Origin of the sequence: Nonomuraea rubra (genome assembly GCF_014207985.1) — a bacterium.
Taxonomy (GTDB): Bacteria; Actinomycetota; Actinomycetes; order Streptosporangiales; family Streptosporangiaceae; genus Nonomuraea; species Nonomuraea rubra.
The window spans coordinates 2,684,814-2,708,288 of the sequence record NZ_JACHMI010000001.1; the positions used below are offsets into that span (position 1 = coordinate 2,684,814).

The 23,475-nt window shown below is 72.0% G+C and carries 22 protein-coding genes and 1 tRNA gene; 17 read left to right on the forward strand and 6 right to left on the reverse strand.

What is annotated here, in order from left to right; genetic code table 11:
* Positions 1 to 218: 218 nt before the first annotated feature.
* From HD593_RS12265 to HD593_RS12280, 4 genes are all read left to right on the forward strand, one after another.
* Positions 219 to 1,688, forward strand: coding sequence for a vWA domain-containing protein (locus HD593_RS12265; RefSeq protein ID WP_312903442.1), 1,470 nt, complete (start codon positions 219 to 221; stop codon positions 1,686 to 1,688).
* 70 nt (positions 1,689 to 1,758) lie between these two features.
* A tRNA-Ala gene (locus tag HD593_RS12270) sits at positions 1,759 to 1,831 on the forward strand.
* Between the two features lie 99 nt (positions 1,832 to 1,930).
* Positions 1,931 to 2,194 carry a hypothetical protein gene (locus tag HD593_RS12275; protein WP_185102288.1) on the forward strand — a complete coding sequence of 88 codons (264 nt, stop codon included), beginning with the start codon at positions 1,931 to 1,933 and terminating at the stop codon, positions 2,192 to 2,194.
* Between the two features lie 23 nt (positions 2,195 to 2,217).
* Complete coding sequence (locus HD593_RS12280) at positions 2,218 to 3,108, forward strand: bifunctional helix-turn-helix transcriptional regulator/GNAT family N-acetyltransferase (protein ID WP_185102289.1); 891 nt, start codon at positions 2,218 to 2,220, stop codon at positions 3,106 to 3,108.
* Positions 3,109 to 3,113: 5 nt separating this feature from the next.
* Here HD593_RS12280 and HD593_RS12285 read toward each other — a convergent pair whose 3' ends face one another.
* The 3 genes from HD593_RS12285 to HD593_RS12295 are packed head-to-tail and all read right to left on the reverse strand — an operon-like array spanning position 3,114 to position 5,829.
* Entirely contained in the window at positions 3,114 to 4,325 is a 1,212-nt protein-coding gene (locus HD593_RS12285; protein ID WP_185102290.1) for a hypothetical protein, read from the reverse strand.
* A complete protein-coding gene (locus HD593_RS12290) occupies positions 4,318 to 4,818 on the reverse strand; it encodes a SigE family RNA polymerase sigma factor (protein WP_185102291.1) in 501 nt (166 codons plus the stop codon). The genes HD593_RS12285 and HD593_RS12290 overlap by 8 nt, the downstream gene beginning before the upstream one ends.
* Positions 4,819 to 4,872: 54 nt before the next feature.
* Complete coding sequence (locus HD593_RS12295; RefSeq protein WP_246546470.1) at positions 4,873 to 5,829, reverse strand: GlxA family transcriptional regulator; 957 nt, start codon at positions 5,827 to 5,829, stop codon at positions 4,873 to 4,875.
* Positions 5,830 to 5,900: 71 nt separating this feature from the next.
* Between HD593_RS12295 and HD593_RS12300 the strand changes: the two genes are divergently transcribed.
* Positions 5,901 to 7,166 carry an MFS transporter gene (locus HD593_RS12300; RefSeq protein WP_185102293.1) on the forward strand — a complete coding sequence of 422 codons (1,266 nt, stop codon included), beginning with the start codon at positions 5,901 to 5,903 and terminating at the stop codon, positions 7,164 to 7,166.
* Positions 7,163 to 7,822 (forward strand): peptidyl-tRNA hydrolase, encoded by a 660-nt coding sequence (locus HD593_RS12305; protein WP_185102294.1) that lies wholly within the window; start codon positions 7,163 to 7,165, stop codon positions 7,820 to 7,822. The genes HD593_RS12300 and HD593_RS12305 overlap by 4 nt, the downstream gene beginning before the upstream one ends.
* A 19-nt stretch (positions 7,823 to 7,841) precedes the next feature.
* On the opposite strand, the gene HD593_RS12310 is transcribed toward HD593_RS12305, so the two are convergent.
* Positions 7,842 to 8,813: a DUF3616 domain-containing protein gene (locus HD593_RS12310; RefSeq protein ID WP_185102295.1), complete on the reverse strand. Its 972-nt coding sequence runs from the start codon at positions 8,811 to 8,813 to the stop codon at positions 7,842 to 7,844.
* 167 nt (positions 8,814 to 8,980) lie between these two features.
* On the opposite strand from HD593_RS12310, the gene HD593_RS12315 reads away from it, so the two are divergent.
* The 5 genes from HD593_RS12315 (at position 8,981) to HD593_RS12335 (ending at position 13,759) form a co-directional block, all read left to right on the forward strand.
* Positions 8,981 to 9,745, forward strand: a complete 765-nt coding sequence (locus HD593_RS12315; protein ID WP_185102296.1) for a hypothetical protein — start codon at positions 8,981 to 8,983, stop codon at positions 9,743 to 9,745.
* Positions 9,746 to 9,782: 37 nt separating this feature from the next.
* A complete protein-coding gene (ftsH, locus tag HD593_RS12320; protein WP_185102297.1) occupies positions 9,783 to 11,735 on the forward strand; it encodes an ATP-dependent zinc metalloprotease FtsH in 1,953 nt (650 codons plus the stop codon).
* Positions 11,736 to 11,804: 69 nt separating this feature from the next.
* The gene (locus HD593_RS12325) at positions 11,805 to 12,416 is read left to right on the forward strand and encodes a DUF937 domain-containing protein (protein ID WP_221524738.1); all 612 of its coding nucleotides are present in this window, start codon (positions 11,805 to 11,807) and stop codon (positions 12,414 to 12,416) included.
* A gap of 16 nt (positions 12,417 to 12,432) precedes the next feature.
* The gene (locus HD593_RS12330; protein WP_185102299.1) at positions 12,433 to 13,014 is read left to right on the forward strand and encodes a Maf family protein; all 582 of its coding nucleotides are present in this window, start codon (positions 12,433 to 12,435) and stop codon (positions 13,012 to 13,014) included.
* Positions 13,015 to 13,024: 10 nt separating this feature from the next.
* On the forward strand, positions 13,025 to 13,759 hold the full coding sequence (locus tag HD593_RS12335; protein ID WP_185102300.1) for an EI24 domain-containing protein: 735 nt from the start codon (positions 13,025 to 13,027) through the stop codon (positions 13,757 to 13,759).
* Positions 13,760 to 13,775: 16 nt separating this feature from the next.
* Here the strand turns inward: HD593_RS12335 and HD593_RS12340 are convergent, their stop codons facing one another.
* Positions 13,776 to 14,705, reverse strand: coding sequence for an RNA polymerase sigma-70 factor (locus HD593_RS12340; RefSeq protein WP_185102301.1), 930 nt, complete (start codon positions 14,703 to 14,705; stop codon positions 13,776 to 13,778).
* 203 nt (positions 14,706 to 14,908) lie between these two features.
* Between HD593_RS12340 and HD593_RS12345 the strand changes: the two genes are divergently transcribed.
* From HD593_RS12345 to HD593_RS12355, 3 genes are all read left to right on the forward strand, one after another.
* The gene (locus HD593_RS12345; protein WP_312903443.1) at positions 14,909 to 15,676 is read left to right on the forward strand and encodes an SDR family NAD(P)-dependent oxidoreductase; all 768 of its coding nucleotides are present in this window, start codon (positions 14,909 to 14,911) and stop codon (positions 15,674 to 15,676) included.
* A gap of 291 nt (positions 15,677 to 15,967) precedes the next feature.
* Positions 15,968 to 16,183 carry a hypothetical protein gene (locus HD593_RS12350; protein WP_185102303.1) on the forward strand — a complete coding sequence of 72 codons (216 nt, stop codon included), beginning with the start codon at positions 15,968 to 15,970 and terminating at the stop codon, positions 16,181 to 16,183.
* A gap of 174 nt (positions 16,184 to 16,357) precedes the next feature.
* Positions 16,358 to 17,695: a DUF4192 domain-containing protein gene (locus HD593_RS12355; RefSeq protein WP_246546476.1), complete on the forward strand. Its 1,338-nt coding sequence runs from the start codon at positions 16,358 to 16,360 to the stop codon at positions 17,693 to 17,695.
* A gap of 302 nt (positions 17,696 to 17,997) precedes the next feature.
* Here the strand turns inward: HD593_RS12355 and HD593_RS12360 are convergent, their stop codons facing one another.
* Positions 17,998 to 20,757 (reverse strand): helix-turn-helix transcriptional regulator, encoded by a 2,760-nt coding sequence (locus HD593_RS12360; protein WP_185102304.1) that lies wholly within the window; start codon positions 20,755 to 20,757, stop codon positions 17,998 to 18,000.
* 501 nt (positions 20,758 to 21,258) lie between these two features.
* On the opposite strand from HD593_RS12360, the gene HD593_RS12365 reads away from it, so the two are divergent.
* From HD593_RS12365 to HD593_RS12375, 3 genes are all read left to right on the forward strand, one after another.
* Entirely contained in the window at positions 21,259 to 21,717 is a 459-nt protein-coding gene (locus HD593_RS12365; RefSeq protein ID WP_185102305.1) for a nuclear transport factor 2 family protein, read from the forward strand.
* A 33-nt stretch (positions 21,718 to 21,750) separates the two neighbouring features.
* The gene (locus HD593_RS12370; RefSeq protein WP_185102306.1) at positions 21,751 to 22,965 is read left to right on the forward strand and encodes an epoxide hydrolase family protein; all 1,215 of its coding nucleotides are present in this window, start codon (positions 21,751 to 21,753) and stop codon (positions 22,963 to 22,965) included.
* A gap of 97 nt (positions 22,966 to 23,062) precedes the next feature.
* Positions 23,063 to 23,449, forward strand: a complete 387-nt coding sequence (locus HD593_RS12375; protein WP_185102307.1) for a nuclear transport factor 2 family protein — start codon at positions 23,063 to 23,065, stop codon at positions 23,447 to 23,449.
* The last annotated feature ends 26 nt before the right edge of the window (positions 23,450 to 23,475 follow it).

The window sequence follows — 23,475 nt, forward strand, 5'->3', positions numbered from 1 at the left end:
TATTCAGATCCGCTGGGGAAATGTCCTGCCGCTTTGAGGCCAGGCCCAAATAGACGCGCACGGCACCAGGCTTACCTCATTTTTCTCATTCGTCACAACTGATCACGTATCGATCGCGGTTTGCGCTCGCTTGCGTCACCGGCCCGGCCGTGGTGGAGCGCATTCCGTCGTACGACTCGGAGGTGGTTGAGATGAGATTTCGCCCTTTGGTGGCTGGTGTGGGCCTTGTCGCCCTGCTGGGGCTGGCGGCCTGTGGTGGTGCCGGCAGCACCGAGAGCAGCAGCCAGAGCGCTCCCGCCGGGACCGCCGCGCCCCGGCAACCGGCCGTCCCCGACCGGCAGGCCGAGGCGGAGGCGTCCGCGTCACCGCGCCAGGACAGCGAGCAGGACACGACGACCGCGCAGATCTCCACGTTCGCCCTGGACGTGGACACCGCCTCGTACGGCTACGCCCGCCGTACCCTCCAGGAGGGCCGCTGGCCCGCGCCCGGCGAGATCCGGCCCGAGGAGTGGGTGAACGCCTTCCGCCAGGACTACGCCCAGCCCTCGGACGACGGGTTCACCGTGCACGTGGACGGCGCGAAGCTGCCCCAGCGGGACGAGGCCGTCCTGCGGGTCGGCCTGCAGACCCGCGCCTCCGACTCCTCCCAGCGGCGGCCCGCGAACCTGACGTTCGTGGTGGACGTGTCCGGCTCGATGGCCGAGGCCGGCCGGCTGGACCTGGTCAAGTCCGCCCTGCTGGAGCTGCTCGGCCAGCTCGCCCCCGGCGACCAGGTCTCGATCGTCGCCTTCAGCGAGGAGGCCGAGGTGCTGGCCTCCATGACCCCGCTGACCGCCAGGGAGGAGCTGCGCGAGGCGGTGTCGCGGCTGACCGTCGCCGGCGGGACCAACGTGGAGGCCGGGGTGCTCGCCGGCTACGAGCAGGCGTCCAGGGCGTTCCGCCCCGCCGCCACCAACCGCGTCATCCTGCTGTCCGACGGCCTGGCCAACCAGGGCGACACCGTGTGGCAGAGCCTCTCGGCCAAGGTCAAGGAGCAGGCCGCCAGGCAGGTCACGCTGCTCACGGTGGGCGTCGGCCGTGACTACGGCGACGAGCTGATGGAGCGGCTCGCCGACACCGGCGACGGCCTGGCCGTGTACGTCAGCACCGAGGAGGAGGCCACCAGGCTCTTCACCACGCAGCTGCCCGCCACCCTCGACCTGCGCGCCCGCGACGCCAAGGCCCAGGTCGTCTTCAACCCCTCGGTCGTGGAGAGCTACCGGCTCGTCGGCTACGAGAACCGCGCGCTCGCCACGGAGGAGTTCCGCGACGACAGCCGCGACGGCGGCGAGATCGGCCCCGGCCACTCCGTCACCGCCCTGTACGCGCTCAAGCTCAAGCCGGGCGCCGACGGCCAGCTCGCCCAGGCCACCGTGCGCTGGCAGGACCCCGACACCAGGACCGCCTCGGAGGCCGGCGAGTCGCTGGACTCCGGCGACCTGGCCGGAGGCATCTGGTCCGAGGCGCCCGTACGGCTGCAGGTGGACGTCGTGGTGGCGGCGTTCGCGATGTACCTGCGGGACCGGGAGGCGTTCGGCCTGGACCTGCCGGCGCTGCGCGAGCAGGCCGCCCGGCTGGCCTCCGTCTCCGAGGATCCGATGGTCTCCGAGCTGACCACCCTCATCGAAAAGGCCCAATCCGTCGGCTGATCGTCACAGGCCCCTCGGCCGAGGCGTGCTCAGGTGGTCCCGGAGTCGGATACACTTTTACACGCAACGAGGGGCTATGGCGCAGTTGGTAGCGCGCCTCCATGGCATGGAGGAGGTCTGGGGTTCGAATCCCCATAGCTCCACAGCGAAGCCCGTCCGATCAGCTTGATCGGGCGGGCTTTTCCGTGTTTCCCGGACGTGTTCGATGGCCATATCGAACTGGCGTTCGTATCATGGTACGTATGAGCCCTGTGGAGCTACCTGAGATCTGGCGGCCGCCCCTCGTGGCGGCGGTCCCCGACGGTACGGCGCGCTACCTGCTGGCCTGGGGTGACGACGCGCAGGGGGCGCGGTGGGGATACCTGCTGTGGCCGCCTCGCACGATGGAGGCGCACGGCGGCGTGCGCCACGAGGCGAACGCCCGCTGGGTGCACTGGGAGGAGATCCGCCCGGTCGCCGGCGAGGACTACAGCACGGTTCCCATCGCCGGCCCCTGGCCGGCCTGAGATTCTCTGACTAGAGTCAGAGAATGGATGCCACGGCGATCGCGCGGGTGCGCCGCTTCCAGCGCACCGTGACGCAGCGCATCGGAGCGCTGGAGGACGCCTTCATGGGCCGCGACCGGCCGCTCGGGCAGGCCCGGCTGCTCTGGGAGATCGGCACGGAAGGCAGCGAGCTGCGCGCGCTGCGGGCCCGCCTGGACCTCGACTCCGGATACCTGAGCAGGCTGCTGCGCGCCCTGGAGGCCGACGGCCTGGTGGTGGTCGAGGCCGCCGGGCCCGACGGGCGGGTCCGCACGGCCAGGCTCACCCCGGCGGGGGCCGCCGAGTGGCAGGAGCTCGACCGCCGCTCCGACGAGGCGGCCGCGTCGATGCTCGCGCGGCTGCCCACCGAGCGGCGCGAGCGGCTGGTGGCCGCGATGTCCGAGGTCGAGCGCCTGCTCGCCGCCTCCATGGTGGAGATCGGCGTGCTCGACCCCGGCCATCCCGGCGCCCGCCACTGCCTGGCGGCGTACGTCGCCGAGCTGGGCCGCCGCTTCGAGTCCGGGTTCGACCCGGCGCGCAGCCTGCCCGCCACCGACGACGAGCTGCGGCCGCCCGCCGGGATGTTGCTGGTCGCCACCCTGCACGCCGAGCCGGTGGGCTGCGTGGCGCTGAAGCTGCACCCCGGGTCGGCGACGGCCGAGCTCAAGCGGATGTGGGTGGCCCCGTCCGCCCGGGGCCTGGGGCTGGGCCGCATGCTGCTCGCCGAGGCGGAGTCGCGCGCCGCCGGGCACGGCGTGCGCACGCTCCGCCTGGAGACCAACCGGGCGCTCACCGAGGCCATCGCCCTGTACCGGTCGTCGGGATACTCCGAGGTGCCGGCGTTCAGCGACGAACGATACGCGCACCACTGGTTCGAGAAGCACCTGCCCGGCTGAGCGCCCTACTTCACCCGGGCCAGCCGGTAGGCGTCGCCCTCCTGCCACAGCAGCCACGGCCCGGCCGCCAGCACGAGGCCGCGCTGCTTCAGCGTGACGCCGGTCTCCGGATCGTGCACGAGCGAGAGGTCTCCCGTCGTGTACGCGACCAGCCGGTCCCCGGCCGTCATCCAGGCCCGCTCGCCCTCGCCGGGCTCCGGCACCGGGCCGAACGACCTCTCCGGCTCCCAGCCGTGACGCGGAACCGAACGCAGCACGCCCCCGGCCACCCAGGCGAACGCCGTGTCGGTGGCGGCCGCGTACCACTGCTGCCGCGGCTGCCCCATCGTGTGCGCCCGCACCCCCTCGGGCAGCGGGTGCTCGGCCGCCACCGTCAGCGTCCGCACGTCCACCAGCCGCAGCTTGCCGTCGTTGGCCGGCTCGACGGTGAACAGGTAGGGGTAGGAGAACGCCACCGGCGTCCCGGCGGCGGGGCGGCCGTCCGTGACCGTCCTGCCGGTCTCCGCGCAGCCCGCGGCCACCCAGGGCTGGCCCATGGCGTCGCTGCCCGCGATCGCGCCGCCGTCCACCCAGACGGGAGCCTGGGGGTCGGTGCCCTGCGGGCTGATCGTGCGGGTGGGGCCGCCGGCCGTACGGCAGCGCTGCTCGCCGTTCTCCGTCCAGGTACGCAGGCCCTCGGCCGCTCCCAGGCCCGACTGCGCGGAGAAGCCGGCGTTGCCGGGCGTGCCGCCGGTCGCGGGCGCCTCGGCCGCCACGCCGCCGGGCGTCAGCCCGAGCACGGTGCCGTCCGGGCCGAGCGCCGACGGCGTGAACGGCTCGCCGGACGCCGTGCGCGTCCCGACCTTCACCATGCCGGTCACGGCCACGAGGTGGCGCAACCGCTCCTCGAAAGCCTGGCCTGCGGGCCGCTCCGGGACGGCCGTGACGGTCCTGGTGGGCTCCGGGCCGCCGGAGGGAGGCCCGATGACGGTCACGGTCACGGTGGGCCGCGGGGCGGGATCGACCGTCGCGGCGGTGTCGCCGCCCCCGTCGCGCAGGGTGAGCGGCACCGCGACCAGCACGGCGGTCACGCAGGCCAGGGCCGCCAGCCAGGCCGTGCGGCGGTTCCTGCGCCTGGTGGCCACGGCCCGGTGGATCCGGCCCGCCAGGTCGGGCGGCGGGTCCGCCGCGCCCGGCTCGCCGAGCAGCGTGGCCAGCCGGCTCTCCAGGTCATCCATGGTCCACCTCCGCGCGGTCGGCGGCCTCGCGGAGCCGGGCCAGCCCCCGCGACGCCTTGCTCTTGACGCTGCCACGGCTGCAGCCCAGCAGCCGGGCGATCTCCTCGTCGCTGCGCTCCTCGACGTAGCGCAGCACCAGCACGGCCCGCGTACGCGGTGGCAGCTCGGCGACCCGGGAACGCACCCCGGCGTCGTCCAGCAGGCGTTCCAGGCCGAGGTCCTCGGCCGCGGGCTCGGGCGGCGCCGCCACGCTGACCTCCCGCCTGGGCCGCCGCCAGCGGTTGGCCATGATGCGGATCATGGCCGTGCGGACGTACCCCTCGGGGGAGTCCTTCCGCCTGACGGCGGCCCAGCGCAGGCCGGTGCGGGTGAGCGCCTCCTGGACCAGGTCCTCGGCGTCGTGCCGGTTCTGGGTCAGGACCATGGCGTAGCGGAAGAGCGCAGGCAGCCGCTGCGCCACGAAATTCTCGAACGTCGGATCGTCCACTCGCACCTCCGCTCCCCAAGGACACCTGAGAGGGCCGGACGGTTGAGTGCCGGCCGGATCCTAGGGCGTGCGGCGGAAGGTGTGGCGGTAGGCCAGCGGCGGCACGCCGACGGCCGCGTGCAGGTGCTGGCGCAGCGAGACCGCCGTGCCGAACCCCGCCCGCCTGGCCACCTCCTCCACGCCGAGGTCCGTCGTCTCCAGCAGGTGCCTGGCGTGCTGCACGCGCTGGCCGTTCAGCCACCGGGCCGGGCTCTGGCCGGTCTCCTCGCGGAAGCGCCTGGTGAACGTGCGCACGCTCATCCTGGCGTGCCCGGCCAGCGCGTTCAGGTCGAGCGGGGCGTCGAGGTGGGCGAGCATCCAGTCGCGGGTGGCCGCCGTGCCGCCGCCCAGGCTCAGCGGGAGGGGCCGGTCGATGTACTGGGCCTGGCCGCCGTCCCGCCACGGCGGCATGACGCAGCGCCTGGCCGCCCGGTTGGCCACCTCGCTGCCGTGGTCGCGCCTGATCACGTGCAGGCACAGGTCCAGGCCGGCGGCCACGCCCGCCGAGGTCAGCACGTCTCCGTCGTCCACGAACAGGACGTCCGGGTCCAGCTTGACCTGCGGGAACAGCTCGGCGAAGCGGCCCGCCTCGCGCCAGTGCGTGGTGGCGGGGCGGCCGTCGAGCAGGCCCGCCGCCGCCAGCACGAACGAGCCCGTGCAGATCGACATCGTCCGCGGCCGTCCCTGCAGGGCCGCGCGCAGCGTGTCCTTGATCGTGCCGTCCTTCAGCGCCCGGCCCGCGTGGATGCCGGGCACCACGACGGTGTCGGCGCTGTCGAGCACGTCGAGGTCGTGGTCGGGCAGCACGGTGTAGCCCGCGCTGCACCGCACCGGCATGCGGCCCTCCGAGCAGGTCACCACCTCGTACAGCTTCTCGCCGGACGGGGTCTCCGCCGCCCAGAACACCTGGCCCGGCACGCCGAGGTCGATCGGGGCGAAGTGGTTGAGCACCACGACGGCGACACGATGACGTTCCATGGCCGGATTCTTGCACATATTGGCTTTCCGGCCACTCGTAGCTCTGTAAGGGGATAAATCAGGATTGGCGCATGACAGTGAGCACCAACTCGCCCACCCGTCGCGGGCTGCACCGGGCCTGGTACGTCGCGGCCGTCGCGTTCGTGGCGATCCTGGGGTCGGCCGGCTTCCGCGCCACCCCCGGCGTGCTGATCACGCCGCTGCAGGAGGAGTTCGGCTGGTCGGCCGGCACCATCTCGCTGGCCGTCTCCGTCAACCTGGTGCTCTACGGCCTGACCGCCCCCTTCGCCGCCGCCCTCATGGACCGCTTCGGCATGCGCCGCGTGGTGGCCATCGCGCTGCTGCTGATCGCGGCGGGCAGCGGGCTGACGGTGCTCATGACGGCGAGCTGGCAGCTCCTGCTCTGCTGGGGCGTGCTGGTCGGGCTCGGCACGGGGTCGATGGCGCTGGTGTTCGCGGCGACGGTGGTGGACCGCTGGTTCGTACGCCACCGCGGCCTGGTGACCGGCGTGCTCACCGCCGCCGGGGCGACCGGGCAGCTCGTGTTCCTGCCGGTGCTCGCCCAGCTCGCGCAGGGGCCGGGGTGGCGCTTCGCCTCGCTGACCGTGGCCGTGGCGGCGCTGGCCGTGGTGCCGTTCGTGTGGTGGCTGCTGCGCGACCGCCCCGAGGACGTGGGCACGACGGCGCTCGGCGCGCCGCCCGGCGAGGTGCGTACCGAGCCCGCCAGGACGAACGCGGCGCTGCGGGCCGTCACCGTGCTCGCCTCGGCGGCGCGGACCCGGCCCTTCTGGCTGCTCGCGGGCGGCTTCGCGATCTGCGGGGCCAGCACGAACGGCCTGGTCGGCACCCACTTCATCCCCGCCGCCCACGACCACGGCATGGCCGAGCCCGTCGCCGCGGGCCTGCTGGCGATCATCGGCATCTTCGACATCGCGGGCACGATCGCCTCGGGCTGGCTCAGCGACAAGATCGACCCCAAGGTGCTGCTCGGCGTCTACTACGGCCTGCGCGGGCTGTCGCTGATGGTGCTGCCCGGCCTGTTCGCGGCCACGACCGAGCCCAGCATGCTGATCTTCATCATCTTCTACGGCCTGGACTGGGTCGCGACGGTGCCGCCCACGGTGGCGCTCTGCCGGCGGATCTACGGGGCCGACGGGGCCGTGGTGTTCGGCTGGGTGTTCGGCTCGCACCAGGTCGGCGCCGCGTTCGCCGCCATCGGGGCCGGGCTCACCCGCGACCACCTGGGCGCCTACGACCTGGCCTGGTACGCCGCCGGCGCCCTGTGCCTCCTGGCCGCCGGCATGTCCCTGGCCATCGGGCATGCTAGGAATCGATGAACGACGAGCTTTATGTCCTGCCCCTGGTCGTGCGGATCGAGCGGGCCACCCCTCCCGAGCGCACCGACGCCCTGGAGGCGGCCGCCATGGCCGTGCTGACCCTGCTGGACGATCCGGGCGAGTTCGCGGAGGAGCTGCGCGCCTGGCAGTCCACCGGGAAGATCCGCAAGGTCGTGCGCAGGGCCAGGGGCGCCGAGTGGCGCCGGGCCGTGGCGCTGCCCGGCCGTACGATCGAGCACCGCACCGCCGAGGTGCGCGTGCACCCGCCCGTGCCCCTCGACGACTGGCCGCGCGACCTGGCCCGCCTCCAGGTGTCGGGCACCGAGCTGACCGACCCCGCCCCGCCCGGGCCCGCCGGGCCGCCGGTCCTGTGGGCCAACCCGGCGCTGGAGATGTCGGCGGGCAAGGCCATGGCGCAGGCCGGGCACGCCGCCCAGCTCGCCTGGTGGGCCAGCGACCCGGGGGAGCGGGCGGCCTGGCGGGAGCGGGGGCTGGCGGTGTCGGTGCGCACGGCCGCCTCCCAGGGCGGCTTCGAGGCCATGGTGGCGGCTGGGCTGCCCGTGGTGCGCGACGCGGGGTTCACCGAGATCGAGCCGGGCTCGTGCACGTTCGTGGCCGACGCGCCCTGGCTGGCCGGCCGCGTCGCCAGACCCTGAACGCGCCCGCGTCGGGTCGCTAGACCTTGAACACGTCCGCGAGGACGCCGCCCGCCGGGGTGATCCTGGCGGGCGACGGGCTGTCGTAGACCACGATGAGCCGGCCGTCCGACAGGCGGGCCAGCCCTTCGGGGTGGTCGCAGCCCACGCCGTACGGCAGCTCCAGCACGGTCTCCAGCTCGTCGGCCGGTACGACGCCCTGGCGCCTGCCGCCGGGCCGCCAGCGCACCACCCGCACGGGGCCGTCGAGGTCCATGGTGGGCCCGGCCAGGAGCAGCAGCGCGTTCCCGTCCGGGCACATGTCCCGCACCCCGAGCCCGCCCAGGTTCAGGAAGTGCTTGCGGTACGGCTCGCTCAGCCGCAGCCGCCCCTTGCCCGCGTCCTCGACGCGCAGCTCCAGCACCACGGCCCAGCCGCGCAGGACGGGGCCGCGCAGCCCTACATAGACGTGCTCCGGCGTGACCGCGATGCCCTCGACGTCGAACCCGTTGTCCTTGCCCGGCAGGGCCAGGAACGGCGCGAGGTGTGGATCGTTGCGCAGGTGCGCGGTGAGGCTCTGGGAGCCCGACAGGACCGAGCCCCGCTGGGGCAGCTCGGTGCGCGGGTCCAGGGGGAGCCGGGCCAGGATGAAGCGGTTCTCCTCCCTGATCACCGTGGCCAGCCGCTCGGCGCCCTTCTCCGGGTCCTTGGACTTGACCTTCCTGCGCTTCAGGCTGTGCGAGCCGACCAGCCAGAGGTACCCGTTCGCCCGGGCCAGGCCCTCGATGTCCGCCTCGTCCTGCGGCCCGGCGGGCAGGGCGATGTAGTCGGCCAGCATGAAGGTGCGCTGGTCGCCGTAGTGGTCACCGGTCCACGTCAGATGCTCGAAGGAGGCGGTCTCGTCGCCGGCCACCCAGAGGCCGGTGGAGCTCTGCCGGAGGGCAGAGAGATTCGTGTGCGTCTGGGACGCCCGCGAGGCGTGGTCGAATCGCAGCTCAACCTGTTCCACCACGCCATGATTGCACTTCGGTAGCTTCCGGGGCGCAATGGCGGGATTTGTCGTACGCTCCCGTCGTGCTCCATGGGGAAGATGAGATCAAGGGTTCCCGAGTGAGAACGGCCGCAAGGCGTGGGGTCCCGACTTCTCCGCCCAAACGCTCCCGCATCGGTGACATCCGCATGCGGGTGGTGTACCGGGGGCTGGCCGTGGCCGCCGCCGTCGCCGCGGTCGTCGCCGTGGCGGTGGTCGTGGTGCTCCCGCCGGAGCCGGACGAGGTCGTGGCGGGGCCGGTAACCGCGCCGCCGGCCGCGCCGCCCTCGTCCGGCTCCGCGCCTCCCGCCACCCCCGCGGCGGCGTCGTCCTCCGCCCCGAGGGGGACGCCGAGCCCCGGCGCCTCTCTGGCACCCGGCTACACGGCCATGGAGGCCCTGTACGCCGACCCGCGCGTCCCCAGGCTCACCCGCGCGGTGAAGCGCATGGCCCCCCTCTCCCCGGGCAAGCGCTTCGTCAAGGACCCGCGGACGGGACTGGCCGTGGTGAGGCTGCCGGGGCCGTGGAAGTCGTACGGGGCGGCGCCGTTCACCACCAAGCAGGTGCTGCCCAAGCAGCGCGGCACGAGCCTGCGCGGCATGTTCGTCACCTGCCCGCTGCCGATCATGGAGCAGGACTCGCCGCGCGACACGGCCCTGCTGGCCGCCCGCTGGACGCTCAACCACCACCCCAAGGGCTCCCGGATCACGTGGCTGGCCTCGCAGCCGGTCGGGCGCGGCTGGATGCTCGTCTACCGCGTCACCTACGGCAAGCGCACCTCGCGCGCCGCGGTCGTGGTGGTGGACGGGGGAATGAGCAAACCGGGTCTGGCGTTCGTAACAGTGCCTGACTCGCAGCGCAAGCAGTGGCGTGATATCGGCCGCGTGGCCTCAGGGGTGCGTGTTCTAGGCTAGAAAGATCATAAATGCGGCGATATTGGGGAGTGACGCCGTGGAACGCTCTGGACCGCCGCAGGCCTCGGGCAAGGGCAAGGGCAAGCCGCCCTGGCGCTCTGAGGGCCTGCCGGGCACGCCCGGTGGCAAGCCCAAGATCAACTGGTGGCGCTTCATCGTCACCCTGCTCGTCGTCTACGCGGGCTTCTTCGTCGTGTCGTCGTTCGTCGACAGCGGCTCGGTGGAGACGATCTCGTACACCGAGTTCACCAAGCAGGTGAGCTCCAAGAACGTCAAGGACATCTACGCCCAGGGCCTGTCGGTCGAGGGCGACCTCAGGTCGGCGGCGAAGAACCCGGAGAGCGGCGAGCAGTACACGAAGTTCGCCACCGAGATCCCGGCGTTCGCCAACACCGACCAGCTCGACCAGCAGCTCGCCACCGGCCAGGTCGAGATCACCTCTCAGCCCATCACCCGGGGCTTCTTCTCCAACCTGCTGCTGTCGCTGCTCCCCGTGCTGCTGCTGGCCGGCCTGTGGATCTGGATCATGCGGCGCGGCGCCAGCATGATGGGCGGCGGCCTGGGCGGGCTCGGCAAGTCCAAGGCGGCCAAGCCGGTCGAGGCCGGGAAGGTGCGGGTCACGTTCGAGGACGTGGCGGGCATCGACGAGGTCGAGAACGAGCTCGTCGAGATCGTCGACTACCTCAAGGACCCCGGCAAGTACCGCAAGCTGGGCGCGAAGCTGCCCAAGGGCGTGCTGCTGGCGGGGCCTCCCGGCACCGGCAAGACGCTGCTGGCCAGGGCGGTCGCCGGTGAGGCCAAGGTGCCGTACTTCTCGGCCAGCGCCTCCGAGTTCATCGAGATGATCGTCGGTGTGGGCGCCTCCCGGGTCCGCGACCTGTTCGAGGAGGCGCGCAAGGTGGCGCCGTCGATCGTCTTCATCGACGAGATCGACGCCATCGGCCGCGCTCGCGGCGGCGCGGGCGGCATCGGCGGCCACGACGAGCGCGAGCAGACGCTGAACCAGATCCTCACCGAGATGGACGGCTTCTCCGGGGCCGAGGGCGTGATCGTCATCGGGGCCACGAACCGGCCCGAGATCCTCGACCCGGCGCTGCTGCGTCCCGGGCGCTTCGACCGTACGGTGCAGGTGGGCCTGCCCGACGCGGCCGGGCGCGCGGCGATCCTGTCCGTGCACACGCGCGGCGTGCCGCTCGACGGCGAGGTCAGCCCCGAGCAGATCGCCAAGACCACGCCCGGCATGACGGGCGCCGACCTGGCGAACCTGGTCAACGAGGCCGCCCTGCTCGCCGCCAAGCGCGGCAAGGAGAAGGTCACCTCGGCCGACTTCGCCGACGCGCTGGAGAAGCTGCAGCTCGGCGCGGCGCGCAGCATCGTGATGCCGGAGGAGGAGCGCACCAGGACGGCCTTCCACGAGGCCGGCCACGCGCTGCTCGGCATGCTCCAGCCGGGCGCCGACCCGGTCAGGAAGATCTCGATCATCCCGCGCGGCCGGGCGCTCGGCGTCACGCTGTCCACGCCCGACACCGACCGGTACGCCTACGACGAGCAGTACCTGCGCGGGCGCATCACCGGCGCGCTCGGCGGCATGGCGGCCGAGCAGGTCGTGTACGGCGTCATCACCACCGGCGCCGAGAACGACCTGGAGCAGGTCACCATGATCGCCCGCGGCATGGTGGGCCGGTGGGGCATGTCGGAGAAGGTCGGGCCGCTGACCATCCTGCCCAACGACGGCCAGCAGCCGCAGGCCTCGCCCGTCACGCTCGCCATGGTGGACGAGGAGGCCCGGCGGATCGTGGACGAGTGCTACGAGCGCGCCGTCCGCATCCTCACCGAGAACCGCGACAAGCTGGACGCTATCGTGACGGCGCTGCTGGAGCACGAGACGCTCGACGAGCTCGGCGCGTACACGGCCGCGGGCCTGCCCAGGCCGGCCGAGGACCGCCCGGCGGCGGCCGCCCCCGTCCCGGCGCACTTTTCCGAGAATTAGGGCAATTCGGACGTTCTTCCGGGCCCGGCGAGGGCAGGTCACCCGAGACAGACTGATCGGGGGACCGTCGTGACACTTTATGACGAGCTTCTCGCCGGACTCGGAGACCAAGGAGTGGAACAGATCGCCGGCATGCTCGGCACGGACACGCTGACCGCCCGCAAGGTCATCGAGGCCGTGTCGGGCACCATCGTCGGCGGCATGGCCCGCAACGCCACTCATCCGGAGGGCGCCGACGCCCTGCGCGGAGCCCTGGACGACCACATGGACGCCGACCCGTTCAACGGCGACGTGGCCTCGCTGACCCGCGACGGGCACAGCATCCTCGGCCACGTGCTGGGCGGGCAGGGCACGGAGCAGGCGGCGGCGCAGCTCTCGCAGCTCGCCGGGGTCAACTCCGCGACCATCATGAAGCTGCTGCCGCTCATCGCACCCATGATCATGTCGCTGCTGGCCAACCGGGCCGCCAGCCGCGACATGGACGCCGGCGCCGTGGCCGACGACCTGAACCGCGAGGAGTCGGCCATCCCCGGCGGGCTCGGGGAGCTGCTCGGGACCCTGCTGGGCGGCATCTTCGGCGGCACGGCGGTGCCGAAGCAGGCGGGGCCCTACGACCCGTACCACGATCCGATGCGCAGCGAGCGGCAGGTGGCCCCGGGCAGGTCGAACCCCGACTGGTGACCGGTAGGCTGTGCCAGTGATCGTCTTGGCCTCTGCTTCCCCCGCCCGCCTCGCCCTGCTGCGCAGCGCGGGTCTCGACCCGAAAGTGATCGTCAGCGGGGTCGACGAGGACGCCTACTCCGCCCACTCGCCGGCCGCGCTCAGCAAGGTGCTGGCCACGGCCAAGGCCGAGGCGGTCGCGAGCGGGCTCGAAGAGGGGCTGGTCATCGGCTGCGACTCGATCCTGGAGCTCGACGGGCGCCCGTACGGCAAGCCCGCCACCCGCGAGGAGGCCGTCGAGCGCTGGCGCCTCATGCGGGGCCGCACGGGCCGCCTGGTCACCGGCCACTGCGTGATCGACGTGGCCGCCGGCCGCCAGGTGGCGGAGGTCGCCACCACCGTCGTGCGCTTCGGCCAGCCCTCCGAGGAGGAGATCGCCGCCTACGCCGGCACCGACGAGCCGCTCGGCCTGGCGGGGGCGTTCAGCATCGAGGGGCGCGGCGGCTGGTTCGTCGAGGGCATCGAGGGCGACCACGGCAACGTGCTGGGCATCTCGCTCCCGCTGGTGCGCGAGCTGTTCGCCGAGCTGGGCTACGCGGTCACATCGTTCTGGCGCTAGCCTGCCGGGCATGCGATCAGTGCGCGACTTCACGGCCGGTGTCGGCTTCTTCTTCCAAGGGTTCGGATGGGTCGCCAGGAACACCCGGTGGTGGTTGTTCGGGCTGATCCCCGCGTTGATCGCGTTCGCGCTCTACGCCGGGGTGCTGATCTTTTTCGGGACGAACGCGTACACCGTGGCCGAGTTCCTGACGCCGTTCGCCGACTCGTGGGGCTGGCGGGAGCTGTTCAGGACGCTGGTGGGCATCGCGCTGTTCGTCGGCGGGCTGGTGCTGGCGGTGCTGACGTTCGCGGCGCTGACGCTGGCCATCGGGGAGCCGTTCTACGAGAAGCTGTCGGCGGCGGCGGACCCGCTGGAGAGCGAGGAGGAGCAGCCGTGGTGGCGCACGCTGCCCCGGTCGATCCGTGACAGCCTGGTGACGCTCTTCTTCGTGCTGCTGTTCACGATCCCGCTGTTCTTCCTGGGGTTCGTGCCGGTGGTCGGGCAGACGGTGGTGCCGGTGCTGGGCGCCCTCGTGTCCGGATTTTTCCTGACAGTCGAGCTCACCACGCTCGCCCTCGAACGCCGCGGCCTGGCCCGCAAGCAGCGCTTCGCGCTGCTGCGCGCCAACAAGGCCAGTGCGCTGGGGTTCGGGGTGGCGGTGTTCCTGCTGTTCCTGGTGCCGTTCGTGGCCGTGATCGCCATGCCGGCCGCGGTGGCGGGGGCCGCCCTGCTCGTACGGACCCGGCTGGCCCCGGTCTCCTAACCCTCTCCGGAACGGCTCACAGGTCCTCGGGCCGTCGGCGGGCCCGGTTCGTCTCGCGGACGACCGTCCAGGCGTCCGCGACCGGCCCCAGATGCCCGAGCTTGTCGGGATTGATCACCGCACGGATCGTCTGGACCTGCCCATCGAGGATGTCGAGCGCCAGGATGTTGACGACCCTGCCGTCCCGGTCGCGGAAGATCGCGCCGGGCTGGCCGTTCAGCTCGTGGGTCTCCACGACGCCGCCGATCCGTACGAACGGCGTGACGAACGAGGCCAGCACGCGGGCCACGTGCTCGGCGCCGAACACCCCCTTGCCCCACAGCGGCGCCTTGCCCCCGCTGTCGCCGACCATCTGAACGTCGGCGGCCAGCAGCTCCCGCAGCCCGTCCACGTCCCCTTCCCTGAAGGCGTCGAAGAAGCGTTCGGCGAGTGCCTTCCGTTCCCGGCGATCCGCCTCGAACCGGGCGCGGCCCGCGTCCATGTGGCGGCGCGCCCGCACCGCGAGCTGGCGGCACGCCGCCTCCGAGCGTCCCACCGCTGACGCCACCTCGCCGAACCCGAACCCGAACACCTCGCGCAGCACGAACACCGCGCGTTCGAGCGGGCTGAGCCGCTCCAGCAGCAACAGGGCCGCCATCGACACCGAGTCGGCCAGTTCCGCGGACCGCTCCGGATCCTCGTACGGGTCGTCGAGCAGCGGCTCGGGGAACCACTGCCCGGCATACTCCTCCCGCCGGACGCGGGCCGAGCGCAGCACGTCGATCGCGATCCTGGACACCGTGGCCGCCAGGAACCCCTTGGCCGACGCGGGCTGCGCCGGGAAGGACTCGTAGCGCAGCCAGGTCTCCTGCACCGCGTCCTCGGCCTCGCTCACGCTGCCGAGAATCCGGTAGGCGATCGAGAACAGCAACGGCCGCAGCTCCTCGAACTCCTCGGCCCGGCTCACGCCCGCTCCTCCTCGGCATCGTGGAAACCTCCGCGCACCCGCATGACCGTCACCCTTCCGACGTACGTTCCTGTGTCCGTTACCCGAGACGAGACAGCGGGGTCGTCTGTGACACGGCCCTCCGGCTCGTTCAGCCGATGTCACAGAACGGCAGGGCTGTCTCGTCCCGGGGGAGACCGACTCTCACTGACAGGAGCTTGATCGTGAACGAGCACTCCGCACACCGGACCGTGGTGTTGATCACCGGAGCGAACAAGGGCATCGGCCGCGCGGCCGCCGAGCAACTGGCCGCGCTGGGCATGACCGTCCTGATGGGCGCCAGAGATCCGCGGCGCGGTGAGGAGGCCGCCGCGGCCGTGCGGGCCGCGGGCGGCGACGCCCACGCGCTCACCCTGGACGTCACCGACGCGGCCACCATCGCGGACGCCGCCAAGTGGATCGAGGAACGCTTCGGCCACCTGGACGTGCTGGTCAACAACGCCGCCATCACCGGCTCCGGGCAGGTCTCGCCCCAGGACGCCGTCGACCAGATCCCCAGCACCGTCGACCTCGACATGGTCAGGGCGGTGTTCGAGACCAACGTCTTCGGGGTGATCGCGCTGACCAACGCCATGCTCCCGCTGCTGCGCCGCTCATCCGCGCCCCGCATCGTCAACGTCAGCAGCGGCGGCGGCTCCCTGGCCATCTCCGCCAACCCGGAGGGCCCGCTGACGGACCTGCCGGCGTCGGCCGCGTACTCGCCCTCCAAGACGGCGCTGAACGCTCTGACCGTGCAGTATGCCAACGAGCTGCGCAAGGACGGTGTCCTCGTCAACGCCGCCGCTCCCGGTTATGTCGCCACGGACATCAACAACCACAGTGGTTTCCTCACTCCTGCTCAGGGGGCTGCGGTGCTCGTGCAGCTCGCCACGCTGGACGCGGAGGGGCCTACCGGTGGCTTCTTCAGCGCCGAGGGGCCGGTGCCGTGGTGATCGGGCCCGCTCATCTGAGCGGTCCTGCCAGTATTTCCTGACCTGGGGCGTGGCCCGTGCCCGCCTGCATCCTGCATCTGTGGCCGTGCCCGCCTGCATCCTGCATCTGTGGCCGTGCCCGCCTGCGCTCGCGGGCGGGCACGGCCTTGCCCTGCCTCCCGGAAGGTCGCGCCGCCGCGCGAAGATCGCGCCGTAGCCAGGTGTCTGTCCGCTGTGTCACGATGCGCTCATGATCGATCGGGGGTCAGGCGCATCCTCGCCGCACGTGCATCCTCCTGGCTCGTAGCGATCGTGGCCGGCGTCTTCGTGGCGGCGATCTGGCAGGTCGCCGACGCGCTGCTGCTCGTGTCGATGCTGGGCGCCCTAACGCTCATCCTGTTCAGCGGGGCCCTCGCATATCCCGCCGCGGCCTGGCTGACGATGCCACGCGTCCCCCGGAAACTGCTCGGCTTCTTCGTCGTTTCGTCCCTGGCACTGCACGCATGTGCCTTCCTGCTCGCCGGCTGACGTCCGGCGGACGGAGCCGCCAGTGAGCTGACGAACCATGGACCGACCGACGCTCCGGACCGGACGGGCAGCTCGACGGTCTATCCACAACCCGCTCGATCCTCGCCCGCCGTTATCCACAGAACGCCGCCCAACGCCGTTCCGGCCCCTCGAAACCCGGCACGCTCTGGAGCCATGACGAGCAACCGCCCCACCCCCGCTCCCCACCGCCCGCACCCCGCCCCTGCCACCGGCGGGGTGCCCTCGCCCTCGACCCTGCCCTCGGCCCTGCCCCCGCCTTCGACCCTGTCCCTGTCCCCGTCCCCGGGCTCTTTCGAAGCCACCGATGCGATGCCCGCACAACTGCCCGCACAACTGCCCGAGCAGCCCGCCACCCGGATGCCCTTGCAGGCGTCCGAGCAGGCCTCCGGTCCCCCGCCCACGCCATCGCCCTCAACCACCCCCTTCACCCCAGAGCCTTGCCTCACCCTGACCAGCCCCACCGACGTCCTGGCCGCCGTGCCGTACCTCGTCGGATTCCACCCCTCCGCCAGCCTCATCGTCGTAGGCCTGGCCCGGGGGCAGGTGAAGATGGTGGCCCGCTGGGGCCTGCCGTTCCCGCCGGGCACGCTCGACGCGATGTCGCCCCTGTTCGGCCGCGAGGGCATCACGGAGATCGTCATCATCGGATACGGCCCGGGAGACCTGGTCACCCCGGCGGTCGACGAGGCCAGGCGGCTGGCGGCCAAGGACGGGGTCCGGGTGGGCGAGGCGCTGCGGGCTCACGAGGGCCGCTACTGGTCGTACGTCTGCGATCTGGCGACGTGCTGCCCGGCGGAGGGCACCCCGTACGACCTGTCCTCGAGCCAGATCGCGGCCGAGGCCACGGTACGCGGCCTGGTGGCCCTGCCCAACAGGGAGGCCCTGGAACGCACGCTCGCCCCCGTCACCGGCCCCGTACGGCTGGCGATGCGCCGAGCCACGTCAGCGGCGATCGCGGACTTCCAGGCCAGGGTCACGGCGGCCACAGACCTGACCGCCTTCACCGGGCAGTTCGTGTCCGAAGCCCTGACCAGGGTTCACTCGGCCCTGGAGACCCATTCCGACGGCGGCCGCCTCAACGACGCGGAAGCGGCCAGGCTGGGCCTGGACCTGACGGTCATGAGAGTCCGCGACGAGGCGTGGACCCTGATGGACGACTCCCACGCCCTGCTCTGGAAGGATCTGACCCGCAGGCTGGAGCCACGCTTCATCCCGCCGGTCGCGTCGCTGCTGGCGATGGCGGCCTGGCGTTCGGGTAACAGCGTCCAGGCCACCATCGCCCTCGAACGCGCCCTGACCGCCGACCCCGCCTACTCGATGGCCAACCTCCTCATGCACGCCCTCCAGAACCTGCTCTCCCCGACCATCCTCCAAGGCCGCCTCCCGACCCCGGCCGAGCTGGACAAAACCATGGGCCCACCCTGCGCCTCCTGGCTGCTCCCCTTGATCAACCTCCTCGACGAGGAGGACCCGCTCCCCGCTCTCGAATGACGGCACGGCCGACGAGCCGGCCCCTGAGCCGGCCAGTTGCCGGCGGTCCCGCCTCCGCAGCGCTCTACGTGTCTGATGCCGGTGCGGTCGACACCTGCACGGTGATCCTGCCCGGCCGAGAGCGACATCTCGTCCGAGGGCGGCGGCTGGATCTCTGCGGCGAGGGTGGTACCTGGCCGGGGCGGCGGCTGGGGCTCTGGGTGGAGGGTGGCGCCCGGCCGGGTTGGTGGCTGGGGCGAGGGTGGCGGCCGGGCAGGGATGCCGGAGGTTCACCGAGCCCGCAGCGGCTGCCGATACCCCGGTCAGACCGGCGACGTGACTTCGTCCATCCTGCTCAGGGCGTCGCGTAGTGCGGCGCGCGTCGTGATGCCCAGCTTGGGAAAGACGCGGTACAGGTGCGAGCTGACGGTACGCGGCGACAGGTGCATCCGCTTACCGATCTCCTTGTTCGTCAGGCCACCGGCGGCCAGGTCGGCGATCCGGCGTTCCTGCCACGTCAACGAGGCCAGGCTGAGCGTGGAGACGCGCGGCGCCGCCCCGGTGCCCCGGAGTTCGGTTCGTGCCCGCTCCGCCCAGCCGGTGGCGCCGAGCCGATCGAACGACTCGGCCGCGAGGACCAGGAGCCGCAGTGCTGCCGCACGGCCCTGGGTGCGGCGCAGGCGGTTCCCGTGCGCGAGCCGGATCCGGGCCAGCTCGAACGGGAAGCGTGCCGCGGCCTCGTGGGATTCGGCCCGCGCGTACATCTCGGCGGCTTCCTCGTCCCCGTCGGCGGTCATCGCCAGCGCCCCGTAGGTGATCAGGGCCAAGCGTGGGGAGAGCCCGGGGAGGCCGGCATCGCGGGCGGCCAGCGCGTGGCGGCGGGCCTGGTCCGTGCGGCCGGTGCGCATGGCGGCCTCGACGAGGTCGAGCAGGGTCCGGGAGGCCTGGTCGGCGTAGGGCGCGAACGTTCCCGGTGGCGTGATGCCGATGGCGTAGAGGTATGCGGTTTCGTAGTCGCCGGCGCTCAGCGCGGCCGTCACACCGGCGGCGTCGGCGAGCTGGGTCAGGAACCCGATCCCGCGCGGGCGAGCCCAGGCGTCGACCACGGCCTGCAGGTCCCGAGCCGTTCCCACCTGCCCGCGCAGCGCCGCGAGCTGCGCCAGGTAGCCACGCGTCTGGTGCGCGAACAGCTCGTGGCCGTGCTCCATCTCCAGGGCCAGCGCCCGCATGCCGGTGCGCTCGGCCGCCTCCCATTCCCCGACCGCCATCTGGTCCAGCATGGTCAGGTTCAGCATGGCCATCCCACTGAACACCGCACCGGTCTCCACCTCGCGGGCCACGGCACGCTGCAGGTAGGGGCGGTACTGGGTGAGGAGGTCGAGGTGGTACGCCGACACGGCCAGGTGCGTGACCTCCCAGGGCTCCCGCCCCCGCAGGTCGGCCGCCGCCCGCTCCACCGGCTCTGACCAGCCCTGCCCGTGCCTGACCACGTCGCTCCAGGTGTTGCTGTAGACGCGTGGTTGCTCCGTGACGAGGTCACCCAGGGAGTCGAGCAGCTCATGGGCGCGCTGCCACAGGGCGCGGTCGGCGGCGTACTGGCTGATGGCGAGCAAGAGGATCACCAGCCTGGCGAGCACCTCGCCGGGCTGGGCAGAGCTGCGCAGGCGTTCGATCGCCGCCGTGACCTGCCGGTGGGTGGAGCGTACGTCGCCGTCCTGGTACAGCGCCAGGTGGGCCGTGGCCAGGACCGAGGCCGGGGACCCGGCCGAGTCGGGTGCGGTGCCGTACAGGACGAGCTTGCGCGCCTGGCCGAGGAGCGCGGCGTGCCCGGCGACGAACGCCGCGTCACCGAGCCTTCTGGAGCGGTCGGCGTGGTTCTCGCTCAGTTCGGCGGCGCGGGTCAGCCAGGCCACGGCCGCGATGGCGCCGCCACGACGGGTCGCCGAACCGGCCGCCGCCTCCAGCACCTCGGCCACCTCCTCGTCGGGATCGAGGGTGGCCGCCGCCAGGTGTACGGCACGCCGCTCGAGGTTGTCGCGGTGCACCTGCGCCAGCGCCGTGTGCGCCGCGCGGCGCTGGTTGGGCGTGGCCAGCTGCACGACGCTCGACCGTACGAGCGGATGGCGGAAGGTGAGGTCGTCGGTGACAGGCTCGGTGTCCAGCAGGCCGCACGCCACCGCCTCGTCGACGTTGCGCATGCGGTAGCGCGGACCCGGGCCCGCGTCGCCCGGGCGTGCTCCGACACCGTCGAGAGCGCCCATCAGCAGCTCCGCGCGGACGGTGTCGCTGAGGGCGGCGATGCGGGTGCCGTACAGGAGCTGGAGCCGCCGGGGCAGCGGCACGTCGTGCCGGCCGGAGGCACCTGGCGGCAGCTCGTCGCCGGGGTGGCCGGCACCGTGGGCGGGCAGCTCCAGGAGCGCCAGGGGATTACCTTGGGCCTGGTCCAGCACCATCTGCCGGGCGTGCTTGCCCAATGCCGGATGGTGCCGATCCAGCAGGCGCGCCGCGTCATCGTCGGAGAGCGCGCCGACCAGCCTCTCCGGCAGCGCCCCCGTGTCGAAGCGGGAGGCGATGTCGGCGCGGACGGCCACCAGCAGCTTCACCGGGCTGTCGGCGATCCGGCGGCTCACGAACCCGCAGACGTCGGCGCTGGGGTCGTCCAGCCATTGGCCGTCGTCGAGGACCAGCAGCAGTGGCTGCTTCGCCGCCACACGGGACAGCAGGCCGAGCATGGCGACGCCGAGCGCCATGACTGACGGCGGCTTGCCTTCATGCTGGGCGAAGGCGGCGTCGAAGACCGCACGGCAGCCGTCGTCCGGCCGCACGGCACCGGAGAGCAGCGGATGGAGCAGCTGGTGAAGGCCGGCGTAGGGCAGCTCGGATTCCGCCTCGACGCCGGTGGCCCGGATGACGAGGTGGCCACTCTGCCGCGCGAGCCCCACCGCGTAGTCGAGCAGAGTGCTCTTGCCGACCCCGGCCTCGCCCCGTACGACGAGGGCCTGCCCCGCGGCGGCCTCCACGAAGGCGGCCAGCCGCGCCTGCTCACCCTCCCGGCCGACCAACGTCGTCGTGGCTGAATCCACGCCCCGCTCCCTTCACCGCCCAGGTCCCGCAGCCGATGCCGGTCAGCTTCGCCGGGCGGGACCGCCGGCAGGACCCGGGTGCATCACTGGTCGACTCCCTGGGGTGAGGCTCGTCCCTGGCCAGTCGGGGACCTCGGTTCGCGGGTGCGGATGGAGGGGCGGGTTCGCGTGGCCCAGAGCATGACCGGGCGCAGGTCCGGCCACAGGTCCGGCCACAGGCCCGGCCACAGGTCTGGTCACGCGTCCCGGCGGCCGGGTGCGGCGCCAGGGACTCGGCCAGTGACTCACCCTGGTCCTGCCCGCGCCGGCTCCGGCGAGGGTGGTCGAGGCCGGGTTCGAGGAGCCGGCGTCCCCATTTTTGGACTTGCGGGTCCATTTTTCGAGTCGCATGATGAGTGGACCGCTGAGTCCAGAAGTGGGATCGCAGAGTAGTCCGTTCGACGGCCCCAGCCGGCTGTACCGCAGCACTGGGCGCCTCGTCGGTAGAGGGGATGATCGATCATGGATGCCATCGAGCGTCTGAGCGTTGTCGAAGAGCTGCGTCGTCTGATGGCTCGCTACGTTCGTTACGCGGACCACCAACGCTGGCAGGACCTGGCGAATCTGTTCACGCCGGACGGCACGTTCACCCCGTACAAACCTGACGGATCGGTCTGGTTGCACATGGAGGGCCGGGAAGGGATCGCGGCCACGGTAGGCGCGAGCGGGGGCCCCGGCGTGACCCTGGTCCATCACCTGTTCTCCGACGAGATCGACGTCGACTCGGCGACCGGCGCTCACGGCGTGTGGGCGATGGAGGACATCGTCACCAGGCCCGAGGACGCCCCTGTGTCCGACGACATCCCCTTCAGAGGCATGCACGGCTTCGGCCACTACCACGCCCGCTTCGTCAAGACGGACGGCACCTGGTACATCGCCGAACTTCAGCAGACCCGGATCCGCCTCGACTTCACCGCCTGAACCCCGCCGACACACAAGAAAGAGAGCCTTGTCATGAACCTGGAGCCGTACAAGATCGATGTTCCCCAGGAGGCCCTGGACGACCTCAGGGACCGGCTGAGGAGGACCCGCTTCTTCGACGACCTGGACAACGAGGAGGAGTACTACGGAATCAGCACCGCCTACCTCAAGCCGCTCGTCGAGTACTGGGCGGACGGCTTCGACTGGCGTGCGCAGGAGCAGCGGCTGAACACCTACGACCAGTACAAGGTCGAGATCGACGGCACGCCCGTGCACTTCTACCACGTACGCGGCAAGGGCCCGAACCCCGTCCCGCTCGCCGTGCACTCCGGCTGGCCGTGGTCCAGCGGGTTCAGCCTCCCGCTCGTCGGCCCGCTGACGGACCCGGCGGCCCACGGCGGCGACCCGGCCGACTCCTTCGACCTCGTCATCCCCGACCTGCCCGGATTCGCCTGGTCCACCCCCGTCGGCAGGGGCGACCTGAACTACTGGAAGATCGCCGACATCATGCACAAGCTGATGACCGAGGTGCTCGGCTACGACAAGTACGCCGCGGCGGGCTCCGACTACGGCGCCCTGGTCACCAGCGCGCTCGGCCACAAGTACGCCGACAGCATCATCGGCCTGCACTACGGCCAGGACCTGCCGCCCGGCCAGTTCGCCAACGAGCGGTTCTGGGACCTGACCGACGGCGCCAAGATCCCCGAGGACGCCACACCGGAGCTGCGCGCGGGCCTGGAGAACCTCGTCAGCACCTACGTCTCGCACGTCGCGGTGCACATGCTCGACGCCTCGACCCTCACCCACGGCCTGAACGACTCGCCCATCGGCATGCTCGCCTGGCTGCTGCGGCGGTGGAAGAAGTGGAGCGACAAGAGAGGCGACTTCGCCGCGAACTTCCCCCGCGACTTCATCCTGGCCGAGGCCACCGCCTTCTGGGTGAACCAGGCCATCGGCTCCTCCATCCGCATGTACCGCAACGCGGTGCGCTACCCGTGGGTGCCCTCCCACGACCGCCGGCCCGTCGTCGAGCCGCCGGCCGGCTTCACCTTCCTCCTCGGCGACGCCTACCCGCCCGGCGTCAACACCGTCGAGGAGCGGATCGCCGCCTTCGAGAACGGCCCCACGCGCGACTCCTTCAACGTGATCAACGTCAACGCCCACATGAAGGGCGGACACTTCGTCCACTACGAGAACCCCGAAGCCTTCGCCGGCGACCTCCGGGAGACCTTCAGGAAGCTGCGCTGACCAGGTGGCCCGGTGGGTCTCCCGCTTCCAGACCAGGAGACCCACCGCCACCCCGTCCTCAGCCGCGCGTCCACCTCACCAGGCAGAAACGACAACCATGAACACCACCCCGGCAACCACCGACAACGACACCACCATCAAGCAGTTCCTCGACCTCTTCGCCCTCAAGGACGCCACCAAGCTCGCCCCCTACTTCGATCAGGACATCGTCTTCGAGAACTACGGCAGCCCCCAGATCAAGGGCCGGGACGCCGTGGTCGGCCTCTGGGCCGGAGTCTTCTCAGCCATGGAACGCGTCGAGTTCACCACCCTCCACCAGGCGGTCGACGGCGACATCGTGATCGCTGAACAGCTCCACGGACTCGCCCTGCCCGGCCGCCCGCTCGCCCCGATCAAGAACATGGCGATCTACCGCCTGCGGGACGGCCGCATCGTGGAGTGGCGCGACTACACCAACTCCGAGTACGCCCGCACCCTGATGTGAGCCCCCCGGGCCGGCCGGCAAGCCGG